Origin of the sequence: Dokdonella sp. (assembly GCF_019634815.1) — a bacterium.
Classification (GTDB): domain Bacteria; phylum Pseudomonadota; class Gammaproteobacteria; order Xanthomonadales; family Rhodanobacteraceae; genus Dokdonella_A.
Genome location: NZ_JAHCAP010000004.1, coordinates 51,657 through 74,582 on the forward strand (window position 1 = coordinate 51,657; position 22,926 = coordinate 74,582).

The 22,926-nt window shown below is 64.9% G+C and carries 22 protein-coding genes; 15 read left to right on the forward strand and 7 right to left on the reverse strand.

Translation table 11 applies throughout. The features are described 5' to 3' along the window. Positions 1 to 27 precede the first annotated feature (27 nt). A complete protein-coding gene (locus tag KF759_RS03450; RefSeq protein ID WP_291223003.1) occupies positions 28 to 414 on the forward strand; it encodes a ClpXP protease specificity-enhancing factor in 387 nt (128 codons plus the stop codon). Here the strand turns inward: KF759_RS03450 and KF759_RS03455 are convergent. Beyond that, positions 407 to 778 carry a DUF3301 domain-containing protein gene (locus tag KF759_RS03455; protein ID WP_291223004.1) on the reverse strand — a complete coding sequence of 124 codons (372 nt, stop codon included), beginning with the start codon at positions 776 to 778 and terminating at the stop codon, positions 407 to 409. The genes KF759_RS03450 and KF759_RS03455 overlap by 8 nt on opposite strands. 150 nt (positions 779 to 928) lie before the next feature. Here KF759_RS03455 and KF759_RS03460 point away from each other — a divergent pair, with 150 nt between their 5' ends. After that, complete coding sequence (locus KF759_RS03460; protein WP_291223005.1) at positions 929 to 1,720, forward strand: FHA domain-containing protein; 792 nt, start codon at positions 929 to 931, stop codon at positions 1,718 to 1,720. A gap of 81 nt (positions 1,721 to 1,801) precedes the next feature. Here the strand turns inward: KF759_RS03460 and nadC are convergent, their stop codons facing one another. The 3 genes from nadC to KF759_RS03475 form a co-directional block, all read right to left on the reverse strand. Continuing rightward, on the reverse strand, positions 1,802 to 2,668 hold the full coding sequence (gene nadC, locus KF759_RS03465; RefSeq protein WP_291223006.1) for a carboxylating nicotinate-nucleotide diphosphorylase: 867 nt from the start codon (positions 2,666 to 2,668) through the stop codon (positions 1,802 to 1,804). 49 nt (positions 2,669 to 2,717) lie between these two features. Continuing rightward, entirely contained in the window at positions 2,718 to 5,096 is a 2,379-nt protein-coding gene (locus KF759_RS03470; RefSeq protein ID WP_291223007.1) for a DUF1631 domain-containing protein, read from the reverse strand. Positions 5,097 to 5,208: 112 nt separating this feature from the next. After that, positions 5,209 to 5,457 (reverse strand): Trm112 family protein, encoded by a 249-nt coding sequence (locus KF759_RS03475; RefSeq protein WP_291223008.1) that lies wholly within the window; start codon positions 5,455 to 5,457, stop codon positions 5,209 to 5,211. A gap of 62 nt (positions 5,458 to 5,519) precedes the next feature. On the opposite strand from KF759_RS03475, the gene purE reads away from it, so the two are divergent. After that, the gene (gene purE / locus KF759_RS03480; RefSeq protein ID WP_291223009.1) at positions 5,520 to 6,029 is read left to right on the forward strand and encodes a 5-(carboxyamino)imidazole ribonucleotide mutase; all 510 of its coding nucleotides are present in this window, start codon (positions 5,520 to 5,522) and stop codon (positions 6,027 to 6,029) included. 111 nt (positions 6,030 to 6,140) lie between these two features. After that, positions 6,141 to 7,277, forward strand: coding sequence for a 5-(carboxyamino)imidazole ribonucleotide synthase (locus tag KF759_RS03485; protein WP_291223010.1), 1,137 nt, complete (start codon positions 6,141 to 6,143; stop codon positions 7,275 to 7,277). A gap of 56 nt (positions 7,278 to 7,333) precedes the next feature. Here KF759_RS03485 and KF759_RS03490 read toward each other — a convergent pair whose 3' ends face one another. After that, positions 7,334 to 7,912, reverse strand: coding sequence for a Fe-Mn family superoxide dismutase (locus KF759_RS03490; protein ID WP_291223011.1), 579 nt, complete (start codon positions 7,910 to 7,912; stop codon positions 7,334 to 7,336). Positions 7,913 to 8,072: 160 nt separating this feature from the next. On the opposite strand from KF759_RS03490, the gene grxD reads away from it, so the two are divergent. From grxD to KF759_RS03510, 4 genes are all read left to right on the forward strand, one after another. After that, positions 8,073 to 8,390: a Grx4 family monothiol glutaredoxin gene (gene grxD, locus KF759_RS03495; RefSeq protein ID WP_291223012.1), complete on the forward strand. Its 318-nt coding sequence runs from the start codon at positions 8,073 to 8,075 to the stop codon at positions 8,388 to 8,390. Between the two features lie 2 nt (positions 8,391 to 8,392). Then, positions 8,393 to 9,157, forward strand: a complete 765-nt coding sequence (locus tag KF759_RS03500) for an SDR family NAD(P)-dependent oxidoreductase (RefSeq protein WP_291223013.1) — start codon at positions 8,393 to 8,395, stop codon at positions 9,155 to 9,157. A gap of 131 nt (positions 9,158 to 9,288) precedes the next feature. Next, a complete protein-coding gene (locus KF759_RS03505; protein ID WP_291223014.1) occupies positions 9,289 to 9,879 on the forward strand; it encodes a YhgN family NAAT transporter in 591 nt (196 codons plus the stop codon). Positions 9,880 to 10,401: 522 nt separating this feature from the next. Next, the gene (locus tag KF759_RS03510; protein WP_291223015.1) at positions 10,402 to 13,698 is read left to right on the forward strand and encodes a TonB-dependent receptor; all 3,297 of its coding nucleotides are present in this window, start codon (positions 10,402 to 10,404) and stop codon (positions 13,696 to 13,698) included. 129 nt (positions 13,699 to 13,827) lie between these two features. Here KF759_RS03510 and KF759_RS03515 read toward each other — a convergent pair whose 3' ends face one another. Then, positions 13,828 to 14,109 (reverse strand): PsiF family protein, encoded by a 282-nt coding sequence (locus KF759_RS03515; protein ID WP_291223114.1) that lies wholly within the window; start codon positions 14,107 to 14,109, stop codon positions 13,828 to 13,830. 274 nt (positions 14,110 to 14,383) lie between these two features. After that, positions 14,384 to 15,877: an aminotransferase class III-fold pyridoxal phosphate-dependent enzyme gene (locus KF759_RS03520; protein ID WP_291223115.1), complete on the reverse strand. Its 1,494-nt coding sequence runs from the start codon at positions 15,875 to 15,877 to the stop codon at positions 14,384 to 14,386. A gap of 236 nt (positions 15,878 to 16,113) precedes the next feature. On the opposite strand from KF759_RS03520, the gene KF759_RS03525 reads away from it, so the two are divergent. The 7 genes from KF759_RS03525 (at position 16,114) to yajC (ending at position 22,909) form a co-directional block, all read left to right on the forward strand. Next, a complete protein-coding gene (locus KF759_RS03525) occupies positions 16,114 to 17,004 on the forward strand; it encodes an ABC transporter ATP-binding protein (RefSeq protein WP_291223016.1) in 891 nt (296 codons plus the stop codon). Positions 17,005 to 17,032: 28 nt separating this feature from the next. Then, complete coding sequence (locus tag KF759_RS03530) at positions 17,033 to 17,827, forward strand: ABC transporter permease (protein WP_291223017.1); 795 nt, start codon at positions 17,033 to 17,035, stop codon at positions 17,825 to 17,827. Between the two features lie 46 nt (positions 17,828 to 17,873). Then, positions 17,874 to 19,043, forward strand: coding sequence for a sensor histidine kinase (locus KF759_RS03535; RefSeq protein ID WP_291223018.1), 1,170 nt, complete (start codon positions 17,874 to 17,876; stop codon positions 19,041 to 19,043). Positions 19,044 to 19,148: 105 nt separating this feature from the next. Continuing rightward, positions 19,149 to 19,751, forward strand: a complete 603-nt coding sequence (locus tag KF759_RS03540) for a response regulator transcription factor (RefSeq protein ID WP_291223116.1) — start codon at positions 19,149 to 19,151, stop codon at positions 19,749 to 19,751. Positions 19,752 to 20,130: 379 nt separating this feature from the next. Continuing rightward, on the forward strand, positions 20,131 to 21,153 hold the full coding sequence (queA, locus tag KF759_RS03545) for a tRNA preQ1(34) S-adenosylmethionine ribosyltransferase-isomerase QueA (RefSeq protein ID WP_291223019.1): 1,023 nt from the start codon (positions 20,131 to 20,133) through the stop codon (positions 21,151 to 21,153). A gap of 195 nt (positions 21,154 to 21,348) precedes the next feature. Further along, positions 21,349 to 22,467, forward strand: coding sequence for a tRNA guanosine(34) transglycosylase Tgt (tgt, locus tag KF759_RS03550; RefSeq protein WP_291223020.1), 1,119 nt, complete (start codon positions 21,349 to 21,351; stop codon positions 22,465 to 22,467). Between the two features lie 109 nt (positions 22,468 to 22,576). Beyond that, positions 22,577 to 22,909, forward strand: coding sequence for a preprotein translocase subunit YajC (gene yajC / locus KF759_RS03555; RefSeq protein WP_291223021.1), 333 nt, complete (start codon positions 22,577 to 22,579; stop codon positions 22,907 to 22,909). Positions 22,910 to 22,926: the final 17 nt, after the last annotated feature.

The following is a 22,926-nucleotide window of genomic DNA, read 5'->3' on the forward strand; positions in this document are numbered from 1 at the left end:
GACCGCCTGCCGGTGAGCAACGCCGAAATGACATCCAATCGTCCGTACCTGTTGCGGGCGCTGCGCGACTGGATCAGCGACAACGGACTCACGCCCCATTTGCTGGTCGATGCCGGCGTCGACGGTGTGCGCGTTCCCGCCAGTGCGATCAAGGAGGGCAAGGTTGTCCTCAACATCGCCGCCCGCGCAGTCGGTCAATTCGAAATCGACGATCACAGCGTGCACTTCCTTGCCCGCTTCGGCGGCGTCAGCCAAAGTGTTCAAGTGCCGATGCAGGCGGTGTTGGCGATCTACGCCCAAGAGAACAACCAAGGCATGCTGTTTCAGCCCGAAGGCGCGTCACCGACCGATCCGCCACCTGCGCCAGCGCCAGAGGAACCGCCCAAGCGATCGCACTTGCGCATCGTCAAGTGAAACTACCGGGCTGATTGACCACGGTCAGGTGCGGTAGCGGCCGAGCCGGCGCTTCCGAAGGCGGCACGGCGAGCGGCAGGCTCCAACTGATCAATCGATGGCCTTCGAGCTCAAGGTGTCCGGGACGGCGGTCGCTGCCGTCGACGCTGACTTCGAACGCATAGCGTCGCAACACGGAAGGCAGGCCCTGGTGCCACACCAGGCGCACGCGACGCACCGCAACGCTCTGGTCGAGTAACTGGAGTCCGGCCTCGGCGCACAGACGATGTCCGTGCGCAATCGCGAACTCGCGCGCGCGCAGGACATCCATCCAGGCCCAAACCAGGCTGGCGATCACAAGCAAGGCGATCAAGGTGGTACTCATGGTTGCAGTGTGGGGGCATGCGTCCTGGTCGGCAAGTCGCGCGTGCGCAAGGCGCGCAGCTGGGTACAATCCGGGTCGTGGTGCCGGGCGTGACATCGGGTCACGCCGGCGTTTGTGACCGCCCTGGGTGGTCGTTCACTGGAGGGTCCGATGAAACTGGTTTTTCCTGGGGGAGAACACGCGCCGCTGGAACTGGGTGAGACCGTGGTGACGATCGGTCGCGATGCAGCCTGCAACGTGGTCATCGATCGCGACGGGATCGCGCCCAGGCATTGCGAGATTTCGGCGCGCGGCGAAGAAGCCAGCGTGCGTTCACTCGATCCGACACAGGCAACCGTGCTCAATGGTCGTCAGGTCACCGCAGCCACGCCGATCAAGGACGGCGACCTCATCGTCATCGGACGCGTTGGCTGTTCGGTGGTTGGTGGTCGCAAGGCCGCGGTCACGGCGCCTTCGGCCGAGCGCGATGCGAGTACGCGCGTGCGCGCGGCATTGCCGAAGTTCGTGCTGCGCGGTGTATCAGGCCCGACCTTGGGCAAGACTTTTGCAGTCACCAGTGGCGCGGTGATCGGCCGCCAGGCCGATGCCGACATCTCGATCCCCGCCGACGAGGTTTCACGCCAGCACGCGCGGCTCAAGGTAACCGCCGATGGCGTCATGGTCGAAGACCTGGGATCGGCCAATGGCACCTTCATCGGCAACCAGCGCGTCACGCAGAACGCCTTGCTCAAGCCGGGCGACGAGTTGCGGCTGGACACGATCCGATTCCTGCTCATCGCGCCGGGCATGGACGCGCGCCAGCAGTCGGCAGCCGCCCGTCCGGAAACCGTGCCGGCAGCGACGTCGGCCAAGGGCGGCAACAACGGCCTGTGGATCGTGATCGGTGTCGTGATCGTCGCCGCAATCGCGGCCGCAGTGCTGCATCACCTCAAGGTCTTCTGAATGCAACGTGTGCCGAGCGCGCCAACCTGGCTGCGCTGCCAGGGCGCGCGCTCGGGGGGGCGTCTGGAAAACGCCTTGCGCTCAGGCTGGGCGGTCGGCGATGTCGATACGCATCGACAAGTCGATTGCCCGCACATGCTTGGTGAGCGCGCCAATCGAAATGAAGTCGACTCCGGTTTCGGCGATCGCGCGCACACGGTCGAGTGAAACCGAACCCGATACTTCGAGCGGAACACGTCCCGCGGTTTCGGCGACGGCACGGCCCAGCTCATGGAGTTCGAACTCGTCAAGCATGATGCGGTCGGCGCCGGCGGCGAGCGCCTCGCGGAGCTCCTGAAAGTTTTCCACCTCGGTTTCGATCAGCAGGTCGGGATGCAGCGCGCGCGCGCGGCTGACTGCAGCGCTGATCGAACCGGCCGCGGCGATGTGGTTCTCCTTGATCAGCACGGCATCGAACAAGCCGATGCGATGGTTGAATCCGCCGCCGACGCGAACCGCGTACTTCTGTGCCAGGCGCAAACCGGGGATGGTTTTGCGCGTATCGAGGATCTTCGCGCGTGTTCCGCGCACGGCATCGACGAAGGCTGCCGTCGTCGTTGCCGTCGCTGACAGCGTCTGCAGGAAGTTGAGCGCCGTGCGCTCGGCGCTGACCAGGGCGCGGGCGTCACCCTCGACCTGGCACAAGACGCTACCCGCGGCAACGTGCTCGCCATCCTGCGCGTGCCAATGGATGCGTGCCAGCGGATCGAAGGTCAGGAAGCAGGCCTGCGCCCAGTCGCGGCCACAGAGCACGGCCGCATCACGACTGCGCAGTCGCGCCGACGCGCGCGCGCCTGCGGCCAGCAGATCCGCGGTGACGTCACCCTTGCCCACGTCCTCTTCGAGCGCGCGGCGTACATCGCGCGCAACGAGATCGGCGTCAGGAGGCGTCAGGGTGGATGCATTCACGGCAGCGGCCAGCGCATTGGGGCCTGCAGGATAGCAAGCCCCGCTGGCGCTACGGGGTGGTCGGTGGAGCCACGCCGACCGCGCCGTCATCGGGCGCGTTTTCGGCAGTCACATGGCGAAGCTTGGCGACGATTGCATCAAGCGCGCGGTCGAACAGCGGAACCTCTTCGAGGATCGTGGTGGTGCCGGCACGCAATTCCTCAGCGAGCGCGGTCACGGTCTTGTCGCAGACCTTCAGGCCGCGCCGGTTGACGAACAGGTATTTCGCGCTGATTGGGCTGATCCAGGACAGCTTGGCGCGTTCGGGTGTGCCGTTGTCATCGAGATACTCGATCCAGGTGCCGGCCTTGATCGACTTGGCCATGCGCACGAACTCGTCGTCGAGATCGCCATCCACGGCGACGGTCTCGCCACCCGGCAGGTGACCATCAAGAACTGCTTCCTCGACCGGGCTTTGCGTCACCGCCGCGCCACTGCTTGCCAACCCGCTTGCCGGCGCGCTGCCTCCATCCGCCTTGGCCTCGGCGCTGGCGGGTGGCGTCACGAACTCGCGTACCACCTCGTCGACTTTCTTGGTTTCCAGTTGCTGACCGGCGAGGATGCGCTCGTAGAACTGCGCCAGATCCGCCAGCAGTTTCTGCATGTCGGTTTCATGGTAGGCAACGGTGACCAAGCCGTGGCGCAGTGCCTTTTCGAGTGGTGGCAACAGCGCGCGCAGACGTGCAGCATCGTTGGGATTGGTCTTGGGCAGCGCGCTCCAGATGAATTCGTCGGTGAAACGCAGGGCATTGCGCCATTCATCGGACTCTTCGCCCTGGCGCAGCAGCGTCAGCACCAGGTAGTTTGCCCACGGCCGCGACAGCACGCCGTGGACGATTGGCGGCAGGTCACGGTTGCTGATGCGCGAGAGGATCTCACGGGCCGCGCGACGTCGTGCAGCCTGCAATTTCTCGCGCCCGCGGCTCGCTTCGGCGGCCCGCTGCTCGGCAAGATCGGCACGTTTGCGGCTTTGACCGATGAAGTCGCCCAGCGCGGTCAGTTCGCGCTCGAATACGCCGACGTCGTCATCGAAATCGCGCAGCACCGACTCGACCGTGCCCTTGATCTGGTCGTACAGCCGATGGTCGCGGTCGGATTCCTCACTCCAGCCCTTGCCGGCATCCGCCAGCAAATCGAGCAGGCGCCGTGCCGGATGGGCCTTCTGTGCAAACAGATGGCGATCGAGGATCGCGACCTTGAGGTAGGGAATCTGCAAGCGGCCTATCAAGGCCTGCAACTGAGCCGGCAGATTGCGGTCGCGCAGGATGTACTCGAACAGCATGCCGACCAGGTCGATGGTGTCCTCGTCGGCCGAGGCCACGCGCTTGTCCTTGGCATCGCCGGAAATCCTGCCCACCTGATCGAACAGTTCGGCCTTGATCTGCTGCACGATCTGGCTTGCATCGAGCGGAGCCGCGTCCTGGCGCACGGGCGCAAACGAATTTCCCTGCAGCAAGGTCAAGGCACTGAGCAGATCCGTCGCGCTGAAGCCGCCACCAGCCGGTTCGCTGTAGCGCTGCTGGCCACGACGCCCGGCAAGCAGGCTGCGCAAGGTGTGATAGACCTCGGCCTGCAGGGCATCATGAACCGCGTCATTGGGTGCCGCGCCTTCGGCAGCGTCGCCTTCGATGCCGGCTTCGTGGGCGAGCGCTGCCGCCGCTGAACCGCCCGGGCCCGCATTGCGCGCAACCGTGTGGCGCACCTGCGGAAGGACGCCGGCGCGAATCAGCTCGATGTTGACTTCGTCGTAGACCGCTTCGAGACCGGCGATGACGAAACGCTCGAACAGCTTGAAGACGATCAGCTTGACCTGGACATTGACCTCGAACTCACGCACCGCGATGCGGAAAGCATTGGCAAGGACGCCGGGGCCGATCGGATTGTTGGCGTCATCGACCTTGCCGCCGCCGATGATCACCGACAGGCGCTGGTTGACCTGATACAAAGTGCGTTGCAGGCGATTTTCCGCCTTGGCCACCATGCTGCTGACGGCGAGCGATTCTTCGAGCTGGACATCGTCAACCAAGCTGAGTCCACCTGCCGGTACCGAGACGGCAGCGGGCTCGCTCTGCGCAGCCTGCGGCTTGCCTTCAGCGAAGGCGGTGAAGGCGCTGCTGGCCTGTTCGTGGAAAAGGCGCTCGACCAGATGGCGTTTGCGGCGGATTTCGCGCATGCCATCGAAGAACTCGGTCTGCACCGCATTGCTGCCGGCGCGTTCGGCAAGGTCGAACAGCGCATCGTCGACGTTTTCGAACAGGGTGCCTACCAGTGCGTTGATGCGCTTGAGCGAAACGCTCCGCACCAGCTTGAGCAGGTCGCCGAGACGCTCGGGCGCAGCCTGTCTTTGTGGCAGGTCGATCACGTTGGGATTGTCTTTGGCGGCGGTCATGAGTTGGGGCGGTTGTTCAGGGATCCACGCCTTTCATGCAACTTTGTACAGCATAAAACAGTACGGAGAGCGCAATGTGACGGCGGTCACATTACCGCCACGGGCACCCGGTTCAGCTCTCCGGGAACCCGGCGATGTCGGCGATTGCGATCGCCTCGTCGGCCAGCAGAACCGGGATGTCGTCCTCGATGCGGTAGGCCGTGCGTCGATCGCGCGTGATCAGTCCCGCCGTCAGCGCGATGTGGTCCTGATCGTCGTGGGCGAGCGATGCGTTGATGGCCGTCAGTTCATCGCTGCGCAGCATGCGCAGGGGCATCTTGCTGACGGGGCAGCACAGGATGTCGAGCAGCTGTGGGTTCATGGCGCACCGTCCACGCGGTAGGGGCAATTCCCTTACAATAAACTTTTCGGGGCGTGGCGACCATGAATGAAGGTGGTACACGGCGGCGCGTTGGTGTGGTCATGGGCTCGCGCTCGGACTGGGACACGATGCGCCACGCGGTCGAAATGCTCGAACGCCTGGATATCACACACGAGGTCCGCGTGGTGTCGGCCCACCGGACGCCCGACCTGCTGTTTGCCTATGCCGCCAGTGCTGCCGGGAGCGGCCTGAGCGCGATCATCGCCGGCGCGGGTGGCGCTGCCCATCTGCCTGGAATGCTCGCGGCCAAGACCCGTGTGCCGGTGCTGGGCGTGCCGGTGCAGTCGCAGGCGCTGAGCGGCCTCGATTCGCTCTATTCGATCGTGCAGATGCCCGCGGGCGTGCCGGTGGCGACCTTTGCGATCGGGCGCGCCGGTGCGGTGAACGCTGCGCTGTTTGCCGCGGCGATGCTTGCCGCGGACGATGTGGGCATCGCTGCGCGGCTGGATGCGTATCGCCAGCAGCAGACCGATGCGGTGTTGGCACATTCCGATCCGCGTGAAGCGGTCTGAACCGGTGAAACGGATGGATTTGCCGAGCCAGTCCCGCACGTGCGGCGTGGAGCGCGCAAGATCGGATCACGCCGGCGCCTGCGTCGTTCCTTGCCACTGAGTCGAATGTCGATGCAGACCATTGGAATCCTCGGTGGTGGACAACTGGCACGCATGCTGGCGCTCGCGGGTGCGCCACTGGGCATGCGTTTTCTCGTCGTCGACAGCGTGGCCGATGCCTGCGCCGCCCAGGTGGCGCCGCTGGTACGTGCGGACTGGCGTGATTTCGAAGCGCTCGCCGATTTCGCGCAGCGCGTGGACGTGGCCACCTTCGATTTCGAGAACGTGCCGGCGCAGACAGCGCAGTGGCTCGCGCAGCGCACGCAGGTTTTCCCCAATCCGCATGCGCTGGCGATTTCGCAAGATCGGCTTGCGGAAAAGACGCTGTTCCAGCGCGTCGGCCTCGAGACGCCCGCCTTTGCCGCAATCGACAGCCGCGAGGATCTGCTGCGTGCGGTCGGAGAAATCGGATTGCCCGCAATCCTCAAGACGCGGCGTCTGGGCTATGACGGCAAGGGTCAGTTCCGCCTCAAGTCGGTTGCCGACGTCGATGCGGCGTGGCAGGCGCTGGGTGGCGCGCCTTCGATCCTGGAGGCGTTCGTACCCTTCGAACGCGAGCTGTCGGTGGTTGCGGTGCGCGCTCGCGATGGCCAGTTCCGCACCTGGCCGCTGACGCAGAACTGGCATGCCGATGGCATCCTCGCGGCCAGTCTCGCGCCGGCGCCCGACAGCGCAGAACTCGCTTCGCTCGCATTTGCGCACGCGCGGCGCATCGCCGAGGAGCTCGACTACGTCGGCACCTTTGCGCTCGAATTGTTCGTCCGTGACGGTCGTCTGCTCGGCAATGAAATGGCGCCGCGCGTGCACAACTCGGGACATTGGACGATCGAGGGTGCGCCGACCAGTCAGTTCGAAAACCACTTGCGTGCAGTCTGTGGCCTGCCCCTGGGAGACACCACCGCCCTGGGAGTTTCGGTGATGCTCAACTGGATCGGCGAACTGCCATCGGCGCTGCCGGTGCTCGCCGAGCCTCGGGCGCACTGGCATGACTACGGCAAGTCGCCGCGCGCCGGGCGCAAGGTCGGCCATGCCACCTTGCGTGCCGCCGACGGTGCCGAAATGGCGCAGCGACTCGCGCGCGTGGCGCGAGCGCTCGGTCGCGAATTGCAGGCGGCGCCAGTGCTCGCAGCGCTGCAAGCGAGCGCCTGACTGCGCCGACCATGCCGGGACGGCAGCGGCGGTCCCGGCAGGCGCAGGTGACGGCCTCAGGCCATCTGGCTGGCGACGAAGTCCCAGTTGACCAGATTCCAGAAGGCCTCGACGTACTTCGGCCGCGCATTGCGATAGTCGATGTAATAGGCGTGTTCCCACACATCGCAGGTCAGCAGCGGGCGATCAGTGCCGGTGATCGGCGTGCCGGCATTCGCCGTGCTGGCGAGCGCGAGGCCGCCATCGGGACGCTGCACCAGCCAGCCCCAGCCAGAGCCAAAGGTGCCCACCGAGGTCTTGGTGAATTCTTCCTTGAACTGGGCGAATCCGCCGAAGACCTTGTTGATCGCATCGGCCAGACGTCCGTCTGGTTCGCCACCACCATTGGGCTTGAGGCAGTTCCAATAGAAGCTGTGATTCCAGATTTGCGCGGCGTTGTTGAACATGCCGCCGCTGGCCTTGCGGATGATTTCTTCGAGCGAAAGATTCTCGAACTCCGTGCCCTTGATCTGGTTGTTGAGATTGGTCACGTAGGCCTGGTGATGCTTGCCGTAGTGAAAGTCGATGGTTTCCGCCGAAATGTGCGGGGCGAGCGCGTCGCGTGCCCACGGCAACTGGGGGAGTTCGATGGCCATGCTGGCTCCTTGCTGACAGAGGGGTCTTGCAGTGTAGCAGGCAGGCGCGGACGGGCTCTTGACCGTGCTGCCCATCGGCACGAATTGCGCAGTGCGCAGGAAACGGCAGTGCTAACATGGGCGATTGCCGATTCAATCAATCCACCCACGCAGGTCAGCAATGGACGTCATCGAACGCATCAACACCACGCTTGCGCAGCATCCGATCGTGTTGTTCATGAAGGGCACGCCGCAATTCCCGATGTGCGGTTTCTCCAGTCGCACCGTGCAGGCGCTCAATGCCGTCGAGGCGCAGTACCACGCGGTCAACGTGCTCGAAGATCCGGAGATACGCGCCAACCTGCCGCGCCATTCCAATTGGCCGACGTTTCCGCAGTTGTTCATCCGTGGCGAATTGATCGGCGGCTGTGACATCACGCTGGATCTGTACCAGTCGGGCGAATTGGCGCGGCTGGTGCAGGATTCGCACAAGGCCTGAGCATGTTCGATCTGATGGCCGTGGCGCAGGCGCATCGCGAGCCCGCGCCGAGTTCGTTGCGCGAGCGGGTGATCCTCGTCACCGGCGCGACCGGCGGGCTCGGGCGCGCAACGGCGATTGCGGCCGCGCAAGCGGGGGCCAGCGTGATCCTGCTGGGGCGCAAGCTGCGCGCGCTCGAGCGTGTGCATGACGAGGTGGCGCAGGCGGGCGATTCGGCGCCGGCGATCTATCCGCTCGATCTGGAGGGCGCGACGCCCGGCGACTACGCCGAGCTTGCCGGCACGATCGAACGTGAATTCGGGCGGCTCGATGGCATCGCCCATTGCGCGGCGCACTTCAACACCTTGCAGCCGTTCGTGCAGATCGAACCGCTGGAGTGGGCGCGCGCGCAGCATGTCAACGTGACCGCGCCGCTGTGGCTGAGCCAGGCCTGTCTGCCTCTGCTTGCCGCGGCGGATGATGCCGCCATCGTGTTCGTGTTTGACGACCCGCTGCGTATCGGCAAGGCCTATTGGGGATCCTACGGCGTGGCCAAGCAGGCCCTGCAGGGGCTGGCTTCGATCATCCACGAGGAAACCGAGAACTCTCCCGTGCGTACCCACGCCTTGCTGCCGCCGCCACTGCGAACGGCCTTGCGGCGAGCGGCGTATTACGGCGAAGACACGATGGCCCAGCCCGATCCCACCGCTGCCGGCGCGGCCTTGGCTTGGCTGCTCGGGCCGGCAGCGCTGGATTTGCGCGGCAGAACCCTCGACTTGCGTGACTGAGGTCCGCGGCGCGCCGGGACTGGCACCGGATCACGGGAAGCGACGGCAATCTTGCGCAAGCGGGGCTGCTCACGTCACGATCGCCGCCCGTCTCGCAGCACAATCCGGGTGAGGTCAGCGTGGAACCTTCGATGAGCACCTTGTCGGCCGGCATGATGCTGTTCCTGATCATGGACCCGCTCGGCAACGTGCCGCTGTTCCTGAGCTTGCTCAAGAACGTGGCGCCGGAGCGGCGGCGGCTGGTGCTGGCGCGCGAGCTGGTGATCGCGCTGGTCGTTCTGTTCGTGTTCCTGTTCGGCGGCCGCTATCTGCTGCAACTGCTCCAGCTCAAGGAAGAATCGGTAGGCATCGCCGGCGGCATCGTGCTGTTCCTGATCGGCGTGCGCATGATCTTTCCGCCCAAAAGCGGTGGCGTGTTCGGTGACGTGCAGGGTGAGCCCTTCATCGTGCCCATGGCGATCCCCGGCGTGGCCGGACCTTCGGCGATGGCTGCGGTGATGTTGCTTGCCAACGGCAATCCAGGTCGCGCCGCCGATTGGAGCGTTGCCCTCTTCCTCGCCTGGCTGGCGACGGCGGTGATCCTGATGTCCTCGACCTATCTCTACCGTTGGCTTGGTCGCAGCGTGCTCACCGCGCTCGAGCGTCTCATGGGCATGCTGCTGGTCGCGTTGTCGGTACAGATGTTTCTCGATGGCGTGGTCGCCTATTTGCGGATGCGCTGAATCCGCTCACACCGAGACGGGCGGGGTGGTGCGCCGCTGGATGGGCAGCCGATGCCCTCCGGCAGGCTGCGCCGGAATGACCACCTTGCGGGGAAGGCGCCGCCCGGTCGTGGGCGCAAGAACCCGCGTGCGGGAGGAGGGTTGGCGGATGGCGCATATCGATGCGGCCGTCAAACATGCGCCGATCAGCGCGCAAGTTCCGAGAATGTTTGCCGAACGGCTGGGACGGGAATCATCAAGACGGAAGCTTGCGCCGGCAGCGACCTGCCCGGCGGTGCATGGGATGCCGGCGGCCGAGGCGCGAGCGGGTCGGGCGCCGCGGATCGGCGCCTTCGCAACACGCCCAGCTTGTTAGATTACTGTCATTCAACCCTGTTAAACTCGGGTTAACGGTTTTGTCACGGGGTCCGCCAGGCCACGTGGCCCCGGGGGGTTGGCGACTCATCACGATCTGATTGACGGTCCGCCACGCGGCGCGACCGCCCAGTGGTTATTTTTTTGGCTCATTTCGAGGGACTCACAATGAAAACGCATTTCCGCATGCGGCTGCTGCCTTTTGTGATCGGCTCCTTGCTTGCCGTATCCACCGCATATGGACAGAACACTTCGTCGGCGTTGAGCGGGCGCATCGTCAATGCTTCCGGCCAGCCTGTTGCCGGCGCCACGGTCGAGATCATCCATGTGCCGTCGGGTACCTCGCGCACGGTCATGACCGACGCCAATGGCCGCTACTCGGTGCAGGGTCTGCGCGTGGGCGGTCCGTTCGAAGTCAAGGCTTCCGGCGACCATGGCGAAGCGGCGGACCAGAAGGATCTCTATCTCAAGCTGGCCGAGGAGGCGACGCTCAACCTCACCGTGGGCACGGCCCAGCAGCTCGAGAGCATCGTTGTCACCGGCGTTGCCCCGGGCGCGACCTTCCAGTCGGACAACAAGGGCATCAGCACCAATCTGTCGCAGCGCGCCCTGGTGGCGATGCCGCAGCCGGATCGCTCGATCCAGAACGTCGTGCGCGCCGATCCGCGCATCGTCGTCACCGATCGTGACCGTGGCGCGTTCTCGGCGATGGGCCAGAACTTCCGCTACAACTCGATCACCGTCGACACGGTCAACGCCGGCGACCCGTTCGGTCTCAACGACAACGGCCTGCCGACCAAGGGTTCGCCGATCTCGCCCGACGCGATCGAGGAATACAACATCACCACCGCCAATTACGACGTTTCACAGCGTCGCGGCGTGGGCGCGACCGTCAATGCGGTGACCAAGAGCGGCACCAACGAATTCCACGGGTCTGCCTACTACTCCTACACCAATGCCAAGGACCTCACCGGCGAAAATGAAGCCGGCAACGACTGGACCGGCTGGACCAGCAAGTACACCGCGGGTGCGACCCTCGGTGGTCCGATCATCAAGGACACCCTGTTCTTCTTCCTCTCGCTCGAGGAAAGCAAGAACAAGGCGCCTGGCGCAGTCTGGGGCCCTGAAGGCTCGGGCGCTACCAACATCGTGCGCGATCTGACCCAGGAACAGGTTGATCAGATCACCAGCATCGCCTCGGGTTACGGTATCGACGCAGGCTCGACCAAGGCTTCCAATCTTGATCTCACCAGCAAGCGCGTGCTCGGCAAGATCGATTGGAACATCAACGATTTCCATCGTCTGAGCTTCCGCGCCAGCCGCACCAAGGAAGACGAGCCGATCATCGTGCAGGGCTCATCCAACTTGCTCACCTTGTCGAGCAACTGGTATCTGTTCAACAAGACCAACGACAGCTTCGCACTCAATTTCTACGACGATTGGACCAGCACGTTCTCGACCGAAGCCTCGGTCAGCTACAACAAGTTCGACCAGGTGCGCGGTCCGCTCAACGGCCAGCATACGCCGGAGATCACCGTGCGCACGACTGGCGCTGACAGCGGTACGGCCGTCAGGTTTGGTTCCGAATATTCCAGTCAGGCCAATGTGCTTGGCGTGAAGACCTGGAACGGCTATTTCGCCGGCAACTGGTTCCTCGGCGACCACACCATCAAGGCGGGTGCGGATTTCCAGAAGGACAGCTACTACAACCTGTTCCTGCAGCGCTATTTCGGCCAGTACGAGTTCAACTCGATCGATGATTTCGCCAGCGGCACCTATCGCCGCTATCGTCTGGCCCAGCCCGCGCCCGGCTATACCTTGGGCAACGTCGCTGCCATTTACGACATGCAGCAGTGGGGCCTGTTCCTGCAGGACACCTGGCAGGCGACCGATCGCTTCTCGCTGATGTACGGCCTGCGTTACGACATGCCGCACATGTCGCCCTCGCCGACCGAGAATCCGTGCGTCGCCGCCGCGCCGGGCACCACCGGCAATTTCGGGGTCTGCGGCCTGCAGGCTTCGACCAGCAATCCGAACGCGGCCGTCGGTGGATTCGGCATCAAGAATACCGATCGTGTCTCGGCCGCGGTATTGCAGCCACGCGTGTCCTTCAATTACGCCTTCGACACCGAGCGTCTGACCCAGTTGCGTGGCGGCATCGGCCAGTTCATCTCCAACACGCCGGGCGTGTGGATGGCCAATCCGTATTCCAACAACGGTGTTGCGGTGGCCCAGTACGATGTCAATCGCCTGCGCACGCCGACCGATCCGGAGTTCAGTGCCGACCCCAGTCACCAGAACCTGCCGGGTGGCACGCTCACCCCGCCGGGACTGGGACGTTCGCAGATGGGTGTCGATCTCGTCGACAAGAACTTCCAGCTGCCCACCGTCACCAAGATCACGCTCGGTTTCGATCGTGAACTGCCGTGGCTGGGCCTGGTGGCGACCGCCGACTATGAGCGCCTCGATGTCAACAAGGCGGTGCAGTACAAGAACCTCAACCTCGGCGAACCGACCGGCCTGCTTCCCGATGGCCGTTACAGCTACTTCAAGAACCCCGATGCCGCACCGGGCAGCAGCAACCCGGGTCGCTGGAATGCCAATCCGTCGTTCGGCAACCTGATCTATCTCACCAATACCAACAAGGGCGAGTCCGAAGCGTTGACGCTGTCGCTGCGCAAACCCTTCGCCGACAACTGGTCAGGCATGCTGGCCTTCACCACCAGTCGCGCGACCGAAGTCAATCCGGGCACCTCGAGTGTCGCGTTCTCGAGTTATCAGTACCGCGCGATGTTCAATCCGAATGACGCCGAAGAGTCGACTTCGAACTATTCGGTGCCGCGCCGCGTGATCGCCTCGCTGAGCTGGCAGCACAATTTCTTCGGTGACTATGCCACCCAGATCAGCACCTTCTTCGACGGCCACTCCGGCACGCCCTACAGCTGGGTGTTCGGCAACGATGCCAATGGCGATACCCTGTCACGTGATCTCGCCTATATCCCGCGCGGCCTCGATGACGTGATGTTCGCCGGGAACTCGACCGCCGAGCAGCGCCAGGAATTCATGAACTACATCAACAACGATGAATACCTGAGCCGCTACAAGGGCCGTGCCTTCAAGCGCAATGGCGCGCGCGCACCGTGGGTCAACCAGATCGACCTGAGCTTCCGTCAGGAGATCCCGGGTCTGTTCCCGAGTGGTGCCAAGGGCGAGATCCGCTTCGACATCTTCAACCTCGGCAATCTCATCAACAAGGATTGGGGCGTCGAGCATCGCGCCGACTTCCCGCTCACGCGCAACCTCGGTGATTTCGCCGGAGTCGATCCGACCACGGGTCGCTACATCTACAACATCGATCGCCAGGTCCATGGCGGGCACTACGCGCCCAGCGGCCTGCCGGTGAACGAGTCGTTCAACCCGTCGCAGCGTTGGTCGGTGCTGGTGACCGTGCGCTACACGTTCTGAGCCATCGCCTTGGCTTGATCATTGAACGGCCGGCATTCGCCGGCCGTTTTTTTGTGCGCCCGGCATGGGCGCACAAAAAAGGGCACGCCGGCCTGCGCCGAGGTGCCCGTGAGGGTGCTGCGGTGTCGCTCAGGGTGTGGCTGTGTCGCCACGCAGGCAGGTACTCATGAAGGTCCTGCGGTCGGCGCCCTTGAGCTTCTTGGCGCTGGCGTCGGCGTTGCAGGTCTTCATCTTTTCCTGCTGCGTCTGCTTGGCGCTCGCGGCGGGCGTTTCACCCTTGAGACAGGAACTCATGAAGCCCTTGCGCTCGTCGCCTGCCTTGCCGGCAGCCTGCTTGTTGCAGTCGGCCATGCGTTGTTGCTGTGGCGTCAGCGTCTTGGTGTTGTTGGCAGCGGCAGTGTCACGCGCCATGGCGGCGCCTGCGCCAAAGGCAAGTGTCAGGGCCAGGGCAAGCAGTGAAGTCTTGCGAAGCATGGTGGCAATCCCTCCGGGTGGATGAGCCGATGCACCGGCATCGGTGCGGCGCAGTCTACTGCGCAGCGTGGTGTGCGCAGCGCTCGGAAACGGATTTTGACGCCGGGGTTGTCACCGATTCAGGCGCGCTCGATCGCGCGCCGATCGTTCGGACAGGGGCCGTTGCGGACCCTGTCGCCTTGCTGACAAAAAGCGCTCTGCAGGTGCCGCTTCAGGCCGCCTGCGCCTGCGCCTTGCGCGGGCCTTCGACCAGGGCGCGACGCACGCCGTCGACGAGCAGGTTGACTTCGGCTTCGCTGATCGCGAAATGCGGCGTGAAGCGCAATGAGTTGACGCCGCCATGGATCACGCCATAGCCGTGCTCGCGCATCCATTCCTCGGTGCTGGCGGTACCGTAGCACTTGAAATCGGCCGAAAGCTCGCAGGAGAACAGCAGGCCCGTGCCCTGCACCTTGGTGATCAGGCCGGGCAGCTCGCTCTTGAGCTGATTGAGCTTGGTGATGAACTCGGCACCGCGCGCACGGATGTTGTCGCGCAGTTCGGGCGTGAGTGACTTGAGCACCGTGAGCGCGACGTCGAGCGCGCGCGGATTGGTCGTCATCGTGTTGCCGTAGATGCCCTTGCGATAGAGCCCGGCAGCACGCTCGCCGACCGCGAGCACCGACATCGGATACTGGCCGGCGTTGAGTGCCTTGGAATAGGTTTCCATGTCGGGTGCATCGAGCTTTTCGAAGCCCGGGTAATCGACGATCGAAAGCACGCCATGGGCGCGCAGCCCGGCCTGGATCGAATCGATCAGCAGCAGGCTGCCGTGGGCGCGCGTGAGCTCGCGGGCAGCGGCGTAGAACTCGGGGGTGACACCACGGCCCGGGTCGCCTTCGCCCATCACCGGCTCGATGAACATCGCCTCGATGAACCAGCCGTGCTTGTCGGCATCGGCAAAGGCCTGCTTGAGCTGGGTGACGTTGTAGGGTTCGACGGTGATAACGCTGTGCTCGTCACGATAGCTGGCGAGCTGCGCCTCGTAAGTCTTGCGCGAGGAATCCGAATACAGCGCTGGCCGCTCGGTGCGGCCATGGAACGCGCCCTTGACCGCGAGCCGCTTGACCGCGCGACCGGCATGGCGGCCGCCGGCATCGGTCATGAGCTTGGCATTGACGTCGATGATGCGGGCGGCGAGCGTCACCGATTCCGAGCCTGAGTTCAGGCACAGGAAGTGGGTGTACGGACAAGCGCCGCGGCTCTGGCCGATCTCCTTCTTCATCGCCGCGCCGAAACGAAGCTGCGACAGGTTGGGCGTCATCACGTTGGCCATCACCTGCGGCCGCGACATCACCTTGAGGATTTCCTTGGGTGCGTGGCCGAGACCGAGCATGCCGTAGCCGCCGGCGTCATAGACCACCGCGCCCTTGAGCGTCACCAGCCAGGGGCCGTGGGCGGCGAGGGCGACATAGGGATTGACGCCATCGTCGGGATAGAAATTGATGAAATCAGCCTGCGTGCGTGCGATCTGGGTGGCTTCGTCCAGGTGCAGGAAATCGGACATGCACGAACGCAGGGCCAGATGCGCCGCGTAGGCCTCGTCGATCGCCTCGGTCAGCGCGGGGTCGCTGGCGAGGAAGCGTTCGATCGCCTCGTCTGGCAGCCCGACCGTGCGCAACGCACCCTCGTCGAACGTGCGCATCTCGTGCAGCTTGGCCAGCATCGGGTTCATGGTGCCTCCTGAAAACGCAGCGTGCCCGCCCCTGTCAGGTTGCGAGCACGGCGGTTTGGACGTTGATTTGAAAGGGATAAGTGGCCGTCATTGTAACACTCCGCCCAAGTGCCCGGTACCCCGTGCGCCGGATGACAAGCGTCATGGTCGATGGTTGATGCCTGTTTCTGCAGTACCGCAACGCATGTGGGCAAAGTGGCTCCATGGTTCCAACGCCGGGTGGCCTCATGAAATCCGTTGCCGTGCTCGAGTTCGCCGCCGCCAACAAGCGCTATGGCGCGATCCTGGCGCTCGATTCCCTCGACCTTGCCGTACGGCCTGGCACCTTGCTCGCACTGCTCGGCCCCAATGGCGCCGGCAAGACGACTGCGATCGCCCTGGCCCTGGGTTTGTTCGAGCCCGATGCTGGCAGCGTGCGCCTGTTCGGCCAGGCACCACACGCGCTCGCGGCGCGCCGTCATATCGGTGTGATGCTGCAGGACGCCGGACTGCCCGACACGCTGAAGGTGCGCGAGCTCCTGACGCAGACCTGCGCTGCCTATGCGCATGCGCTGACGCTCGAGCAATGCGTGCGCATGGCCGGGCTCGATGGTTTGCTCGAGCGCCGTTACGGCAAGCTCTCGGGCGGACAGCGGCGTCGCGTGCAATTTGCGCTGGCGATCTGCGGTCGCCCGCGCCTCTTGTTTCTCGATGAGCCGACCGTGGGCCTGGATATCGAGGCGCGTTCGATCATGTGGCAGACGATCCGCACACTGGTTGCCGACGGCACGGCCGTGGTGCTGACGACGCACTATCTCGAGGAAGCCGAGGCGCTTGCCGACAGCGTGGCCGTGCTCGCGAATGGCCGCATCGTCGCGCAGGGCAGTGTGGCGCAGGTGCGTGCGCGGGTGGCGCAGAAGCGCATCCGCTGCATCAGCACGCTCGATGTCGCCGTGATCGCCGCTTGGCCACAGGTGCGCAGCGCCGCGCGCGACGGCGTGCGCATCGAGATCGTCACCGATCTCGCCGAACCGGTGGTGCGCGCCTTGTTCGCCGCCGATCCCGCCTTGCATGAACTGGAAGTCGAGCGGGCCGGATTGGCCGAAGCCTTCGTCGAAATCACCCGCGCCGCCGCCTGATCGCGCAGCGCCGCACCGGAGCCAGCCTATGTCCGTCACCTTGATCGATTCGCAATCCGTGCCCGCCGCGCCAGCGCCGCCGATCGCGCGCTTGTATCTGCTCGAGGCGCGCCACGAGTTCCTGCGCCTGCTGCGCACGCCGATGTTCTGCATCCCGACCCTGTTGTTTCCGGCCATGTTCTATCTGCTGTTCGGCGTGGTGATGAACCGCGGCACGGTCAGCGGCGGCTTCATTCCCGCGGTGTACATGCTCGCCGGCTACGGCGTGTTCGGCGTGATGGCGCCGGGCCTGTTCGGCTTCGGTGCCTCGGTGGCGAGCGACCGCGACAGCGGTTGGTTGCGGTGGCGACGCGCGATGCCGATGCCACCGGGCGCCTATCTGCTCGCCAAGCTGGCGATGGCGATGCTGTTCGCGCTGCTGGTGGGGCTGATCCTTGCGCTGATCGCGGTCACGCTCGGCGGCGTGCGTCTGCCGCTGTCCTCATGGGCGCTGCTGTTCGCGGTCGAAGTGCTCGGCGTGCTGCCATTCTGTGCGATCGGTCTGCTGATCGGCAGCATGGTCAGCGCACAGGCGGCGCCGGCGATCATCAATCTCGTGTTCCTGCCGATGTCCTTCCTTTCCGGCCTGTGGCTGCCGTTGATGCTGCTGCCGAAAGTCTTGCAGGATGTCGCGGTGCTGTGGCCGGCCTGGCATCTGGGTCAGCTTGCCTATGCAGCCGTCGGTCAGCCGAACTCGGGTTCGATGATCGGTCATGTCGTGGTCCTTGCGGGCATCACGGGGTTGTTTCTCGTCCTTGCGCGTCGGCGTCTGGCGCGTGGCTGATTGCGGTCAGCGCGGGCGTATGATCGAGACCATCGGGAGCAGGCAGATGCAGCACACAGATCGCGGCGCATTGAAGGCACACTGGCAGGCGCTGATCGGGCCCGATCATGCGGAACTGGGCATGACGCCGCTGTGGAGCCTGCTCTATCTGTTCTTCCTGTTCGCCAACTGGGCCAATGCGCAGGGCAACGACTGGCTGTGGTGGACCTTGCTCAGCCTGATCGCGTTCCTGCCACTGTATTTCCTGCAATTTCGGCTCAAGGGCCGTGCGCTGCTGGCCTGTGGCGCGATGATGGCGCTGCTGGGGCTGCTGCTAACGCCGGTCAACCCCGGGGCCAATACCTATCTGATCTATGCCGCGATCGTGCTGCCCCACGCAGGCATCGCGCCGCGCGAAATCATCACCACGATCGCCGCGGTGACCTTGCTGTATTTCATCGAAATGAGCCTGATCGGCTTTCCGCAACGCTACGTGATCCTGATCGCGGGCATCACCTTCTTCCTCGCCACGGCGATCACGCTGGCAAATTATTTCCAGCGCGAGAAGGATCTGCGCCAGGCCGAGCTCAAGCTCAGCAACGAGGAAATCCGCCGTCTCGGCGCGCTCGCCGAGCGCGAGCGCATCGGCCGCGACTTGCACGACCTGCTTGGACACACCCTGTCATTGATCACGCTCAAGTCGGAGCTTGCAGCACGGCTGTTCGAGCGCGACGCGCAGGCGGCGCAACGCGAAATCGTCGAAGTCGAGCGCGTCGCGCGCGATGCGCTGGCCCAAGTGCGCCGCGCGGTCAGTGGCATCCGCGCCGCGGGTCTCGCCGCCGAACTCGCCTCGGCGCGCCTCTTGCTCGAGTCGGGCGACGTGCGGCTCGATTACCACCTCGATGACGTCGGCCTCACGCCCGAGGTCGAAACCGTGCTCGCGCTCGCGGTGCGCGAGGCGGTCACCAACATCCAGCGCCATGCGCGTGCGAGCCGCGCAACGATCCGCCTGAGCGCACAGGATGGGGTCGTTTGTCTGTCGATCAGTGATGACGGGCGCGGCGCCGTGATCGAGCCAGGCAACGGCCTGCTCGGCATGCGCGAGCGACTGCGCGGGCTCGGCGGCGATTTGTCGGTCCACTCCGAACGCGGCAAGGGAACCCGACTGGACATGCATGTGCCGTTGCCGGGCGTGACCGCGGCTGATTCCCGCATCGCACCCTCGCGCAGCGCCTGAGCGGATGCGACGCCGGCTGGTGTCGGGGCCAGCGGATTGCATTTGGCCGCCGCAATGCGTGTACTTGAGGCCCGCCTTGCCGACGAGATCCGAGGTGTGGTTGCAATGATGCGTGTGCTGCTGGCCGAAGATCAGGCAATGGTGCGTGGCGCGCTGTCGGCCTTGCTCGGGCTCGAGTCCGACATCGACGTGGTCGGCGCTGCCGCTGATGGCGAGGAAGCATGGCGCATGCTGCAGGCGTTCAAGCCGGACCTGCTCGTCACCGACATCGAGATGCCGGGCCTGTCCGGGCTGGAACTGGCGCAGCGCGTGCAGCGGCACGAACTCGCCTGCAAGGTCGTGATCGTCACTACCTTTGCGCGTGCGGGTTTCCTGCGTCGCGCGCTCGATGCCGGAGTCGGTGGCTACCTGCTCAAGGATGCGCCGGCCGAGCAATTGGCCGAAGCGCTGCGCAAGGTGCATCACGGTGGTCGCGCAATCGATCCGCAGCTTGCGGTCGAGGCCTGGTCGGAAGCTGATCCGCTCAATGACCGCGAGCGTCAGGTGTTGCGGCTGGCCGGCGAAGGCCAGTCGGCGGGCGAGATTGCGCAGCAGCTCAATCTCTCGCAGGGCACCGTGCGCAATTATCTGTCCGAGGCGATCGGCAAGCTGGGCGTTGGCAACCGCATCGAGGCCTATCGCCTGGCACGGCAGAAGGGCTGGTTGTAACTCGCCGCGCTTGCGCGATGCCGACGGGCATCGCGCGACGGGTTGCAGGTGAGCCATGGATGGCGAACGGCAACGCTCCAAGGATGGCTGCTTGAGGGAAGGTGGTATTTCGCCGCGCTTGTGCGATGCCCACAGGCATCGCGCGGCGGGTTACAGGTGAGCCATGGATGGCGAACGGCAACGCTCCAAGGATGGCTGCTTGAGGGAAGGTGGTATTTCGCCGCGCTTGCGCGATGCCGACGGGCATCGCGCGCGGCGGGTTACAGGTGAGCCATGGATGGCGAACGGCAACGCTCCAGGGATGGCTGCTTGAGGGATTTTCAGTCGCGCCGCGTCCCGCGCACTATCATGCGCTCCCCACGCCGCGCGCTCTGTCCCCTTGAAGAAGTCCGACTTCCATTTCGACCTGCCGCTCGAGTTGATCGCGCAGGTACCGCTGGCCGAACGCTCGGCCAGCCGGCTGCTGGTGGCCGATGCGCACGCGGCCAGGCTTGCCGACCGCGCATTCGTGGCCTTGCCCGAGCTGCTGCGCGCCGGGGACCTGTTGGTGTTCAACGACACGCGGGTGTTGCCTGCGCGCCTGTTCGGGCACAAGGACAGTGGCGGCGCAGTCGAGATCCTGATCGAGCGCGTCACTGGCACTCACGAGGCGCTGGCCCAGCTGGGTGTGAGCAAGAAACCCAAGGAAGGCGGGCGCATCGTGCTTGCCGACGGCAGCGTGCTGCGCGTGCTCGGTCGTGACGGCGAGTTCTTCCGGCTGCACCTCGAAGGCGCGGAACCGCTCGAAAAATTGCTGCTGCGCCTGGGCCGCATGCCGCTGCCGCCCTACATCGAACGCGCGGCCGACCGCAGCGACGAAGAGCGCTACCAGACGGTATTCGCGCGCAACAGCGGCGCGGTGGCGGCGCCGACCGCGGGCCTGCATTTCGATGCGGCGCTGCTCGAAGCATTGCGCGAGCGCGGCGTGGACAGCGGTCACGTGACCTTGCACGTGGGTGCGGGCACCTTTCAGCCGATGCGCAGCGAGCGGCTCGAAGACCACGTCATGCACCGCGAATGGCTCAATGTCGGTGCCGAACTGGTCGAGCAGATCCGTGCCACGCGTGCGCACGGCGGGCGCGTCATCGCGGTCGGCACCACGGTGGTGCGCGCGCTCGAATCGAGTCTCGTCGATGGGCAAGTCGCGCCGTTTGCGGGCGAGACGCAGATCTTCATCTTCCCCGGCTATCGCATCCGCAGCGTCGATGGTCTGGTGACCAATTTCCATCTGCCCGAGTCGACCTTGCTGATGCTGGTATCGGCCTTTGCCGGGCGCGAGTTCATGCTCGCCGCCTATCGCCACGCGGTCGAGCAGCGCTATCGCTTCTTCTCCTACGGCGATGCGATGCTGGTGTGGCCTTGATGACGGGAATCGGGAATGGAAGAGCCCCTCTCCCCACGGGAGAGGGCAGGGGTGAGGGCCGGTCGTTCGATTGCGCGCCGCCCTCATCCGGCGCTGCCCACCACCTTCCCCCGGTGGGGTAGGAACAGACGAATCGTAAAAACCGATCGGGTCTGCGATGCTTGCGCGATTTCCGACTCCCGACGCCCGACTCCTGTGAAATTCGATCTGCTTGCCACCGAGGGTGCCGCGCGCCGCGGCCGTCTGACTTTCGCCCGCGGGGTCGTCGAGACGCCGGCCTTCATGCCGGTCGGCACCTATGGCTCGGTCAAGGCGATGACGCCGCAGTCGCTGCGCGAGATCGGTGCGCAAATCATCCTCGGCAACACGTTTCACCTGTTCCTGCGCCCCGGGCTGGACGTGATCGGGCATTTCGGCGGCCTGCATCGCTTCATCGGCTGGGACGGCCCGATCCTCACCGACTCGGGTGGCTTCCAGGTGTTCAGCCTCGCCCACAAGCGCAAGATCACCGAGGCGGGCGTGACCTTCGCCTCGCCGGTCGATGGTGCGCGCGTGTTTCTCTCGCCCGAGGAGTCGATGCGCATCCAGCATGGGCTGGATTCGGACATCGTGATGATCTTCGACGAGTGCACGCCATATCCGGCCACCGAGAAGGTCGCGCGCACCTCGATGGAGCTGAGCCTGCGCTGGGCGCGGCGTTCACGCGATGCCTTCGATGAACTGGGCAACCCCAATGCGCTGTTCGGCATCGTGCAGGGCAGCGTGTATCCGGCGCTGCGCCGGCAGTCGGCGCAGGCCCTGATCGACATCGGCTTCGACGGCTATGCGATCGGCGGTCTCGCGGTCGGCGAGCCTGAAGCCGAACGCAATGCCACGCTCGAAGGGGTCGAACCCCTGCTGCCGCGCGACAAGCCGCGCTATCTGATGGGTGTGGGGCGTCCCGAGGACATCGTCGCCGCGGTCTGTCGCGGCGTGGACATGTTCGATTGCGTGATGCCCACGCGCAACGCGCGCAATGCGCATTTGTTCACCCGCCACGGCGTGCTGCGTATCCGCAATGCGAAGTTCGAGCAGGACACGCGCCCGCTCGACGAGGCTTGCACCTGCTACACCTGCCGCTCGGGTTTCTCGCGTGCCTACCTGCGCCATCTGGATCGTTGCGGCGAAATGCTCGGTCCGATGCTGGCGACGATCCACAATCTGCACTACTACCAGGAACTCATGGCCGGCCTGCGCGGGGCGATCGAGCAGGGCCGACTGGCCGCCTTCGTTGACCACTTCGAGGCCGAGCGCCGCGCCGGATCCGAGGCTTGAGGCCAATGCGGATGCGCCCGCCACGGCCCCGCATGGGCGCGACCGTGGCATAATCGCCGACCTTTTGGGCCCTTGCCGTGGTTTGGTCACGGCGAAACGTGGAGTTTCCATGGATTTCTTCATCAGCAACGCTTATGCGCAGGCCGCAGGCGCCGCCCCGGCTCCGAGCCCGCTGTTCCAGTTCCTGCCGCTGATCATCCTGTTCGGCATCTTTTATTTCATGCTGATCCGCCCGCAGATGAAGCGCAGCAAGGAGCAGCGCGCGATGATCGCGGCGCTGGCCAAGGGCGACGAGGTGATCACCAGCGGCGGCCTGCTCGGCCGAATCGAGGACATCGCCGAGCAGTTCATCACGCTTGAAGTAGCGCCCGGCGTGTCGATCAAGCTGCAGAAGCATGCGATCTCGGCCGTGCTGCCCAAGGGCACGTTGAAATCGGCCTGATCGCGCCACACTGATCG

Coding starts and splice junctions, on each gene's coding strand:
- KF759_RS03450 (WP_291223003.1), top strand. CDS start 28: ATGACATCCAATCGTCCGTACCTGTTGCGGGCGCTGCGCGACTGGATC.
- KF759_RS03455 (WP_291223004.1), bottom strand. CDS start 778: ATGAGTACCACCTTGATCGCCTTGCTTGTGATCGCCAGCCTGGTTTGG.
- KF759_RS03460 (WP_291223005.1), top strand. CDS start 929: ATGAAACTGGTTTTTCCTGGGGGAGAACACGCGCCGCTGGAACTGGGT.
- KF759_RS03470 (WP_291223007.1), bottom strand. CDS start 5,096: ATGACCGCCGCCAAAGACAATCCCAACGTGATCGACCTGCCACAAAGA.
- KF759_RS03475 (WP_291223008.1), bottom strand. CDS start 5,457: ATGAACCCACAGCTGCTCGACATCCTGTGCTGCCCCGTCAGCAAGATG.
- purE (WP_291223009.1), top strand. CDS start 5,520: ATGAATGAAGGTGGTACACGGCGGCGCGTTGGTGTGGTCATGGGCTCG.
- KF759_RS03485 (WP_291223010.1), top strand. CDS start 6,141: ATGCAGACCATTGGAATCCTCGGTGGTGGACAACTGGCACGCATGCTG.
- KF759_RS03490 (WP_291223011.1), bottom strand. CDS start 7,912: ATGGCCATCGAACTCCCCCAGTTGCCGTGGGCACGCGACGCGCTCGCC.
- grxD (WP_291223012.1), top strand. CDS start 8,073: ATGGACGTCATCGAACGCATCAACACCACGCTTGCGCAGCATCCGATC.
- KF759_RS03500 (WP_291223013.1), top strand. CDS start 8,393: ATGTTCGATCTGATGGCCGTGGCGCAGGCGCATCGCGAGCCCGCGCCG.
- KF759_RS03505 (WP_291223014.1), top strand. CDS start 9,289: ATGAGCACCTTGTCGGCCGGCATGATGCTGTTCCTGATCATGGACCCG.
- KF759_RS03510 (WP_291223015.1), top strand. CDS start 10,402: ATGAAAACGCATTTCCGCATGCGGCTGCTGCCTTTTGTGATCGGCTCC.
- KF759_RS03515 (WP_291223114.1), bottom strand. CDS start 14,109: ATGGCGCGTGACACTGCCGCTGCCAACAACACCAAGACGCTGACGCCA.
- KF759_RS03520 (WP_291223115.1), bottom strand. CDS start 15,877: ATGCTGGCCAAGCTGCACGAGATGCGCACGTTCGACGAGGGTGCGTTG.
- KF759_RS03525 (WP_291223016.1), top strand. CDS start 16,114: ATGAAATCCGTTGCCGTGCTCGAGTTCGCCGCCGCCAACAAGCGCTAT.
- KF759_RS03530 (WP_291223017.1), top strand. CDS start 17,033: ATGTCCGTCACCTTGATCGATTCGCAATCCGTGCCCGCCGCGCCAGCG.
- KF759_RS03535 (WP_291223018.1), top strand. CDS start 17,874: ATGCAGCACACAGATCGCGGCGCATTGAAGGCACACTGGCAGGCGCTG.
- KF759_RS03540 (WP_291223116.1), top strand. CDS start 19,149: ATGATGCGTGTGCTGCTGGCCGAAGATCAGGCAATGGTGCGTGGCGCG.
- yajC (WP_291223021.1), top strand. CDS start 22,577: ATGGATTTCTTCATCAGCAACGCTTATGCGCAGGCCGCAGGCGCCGCC.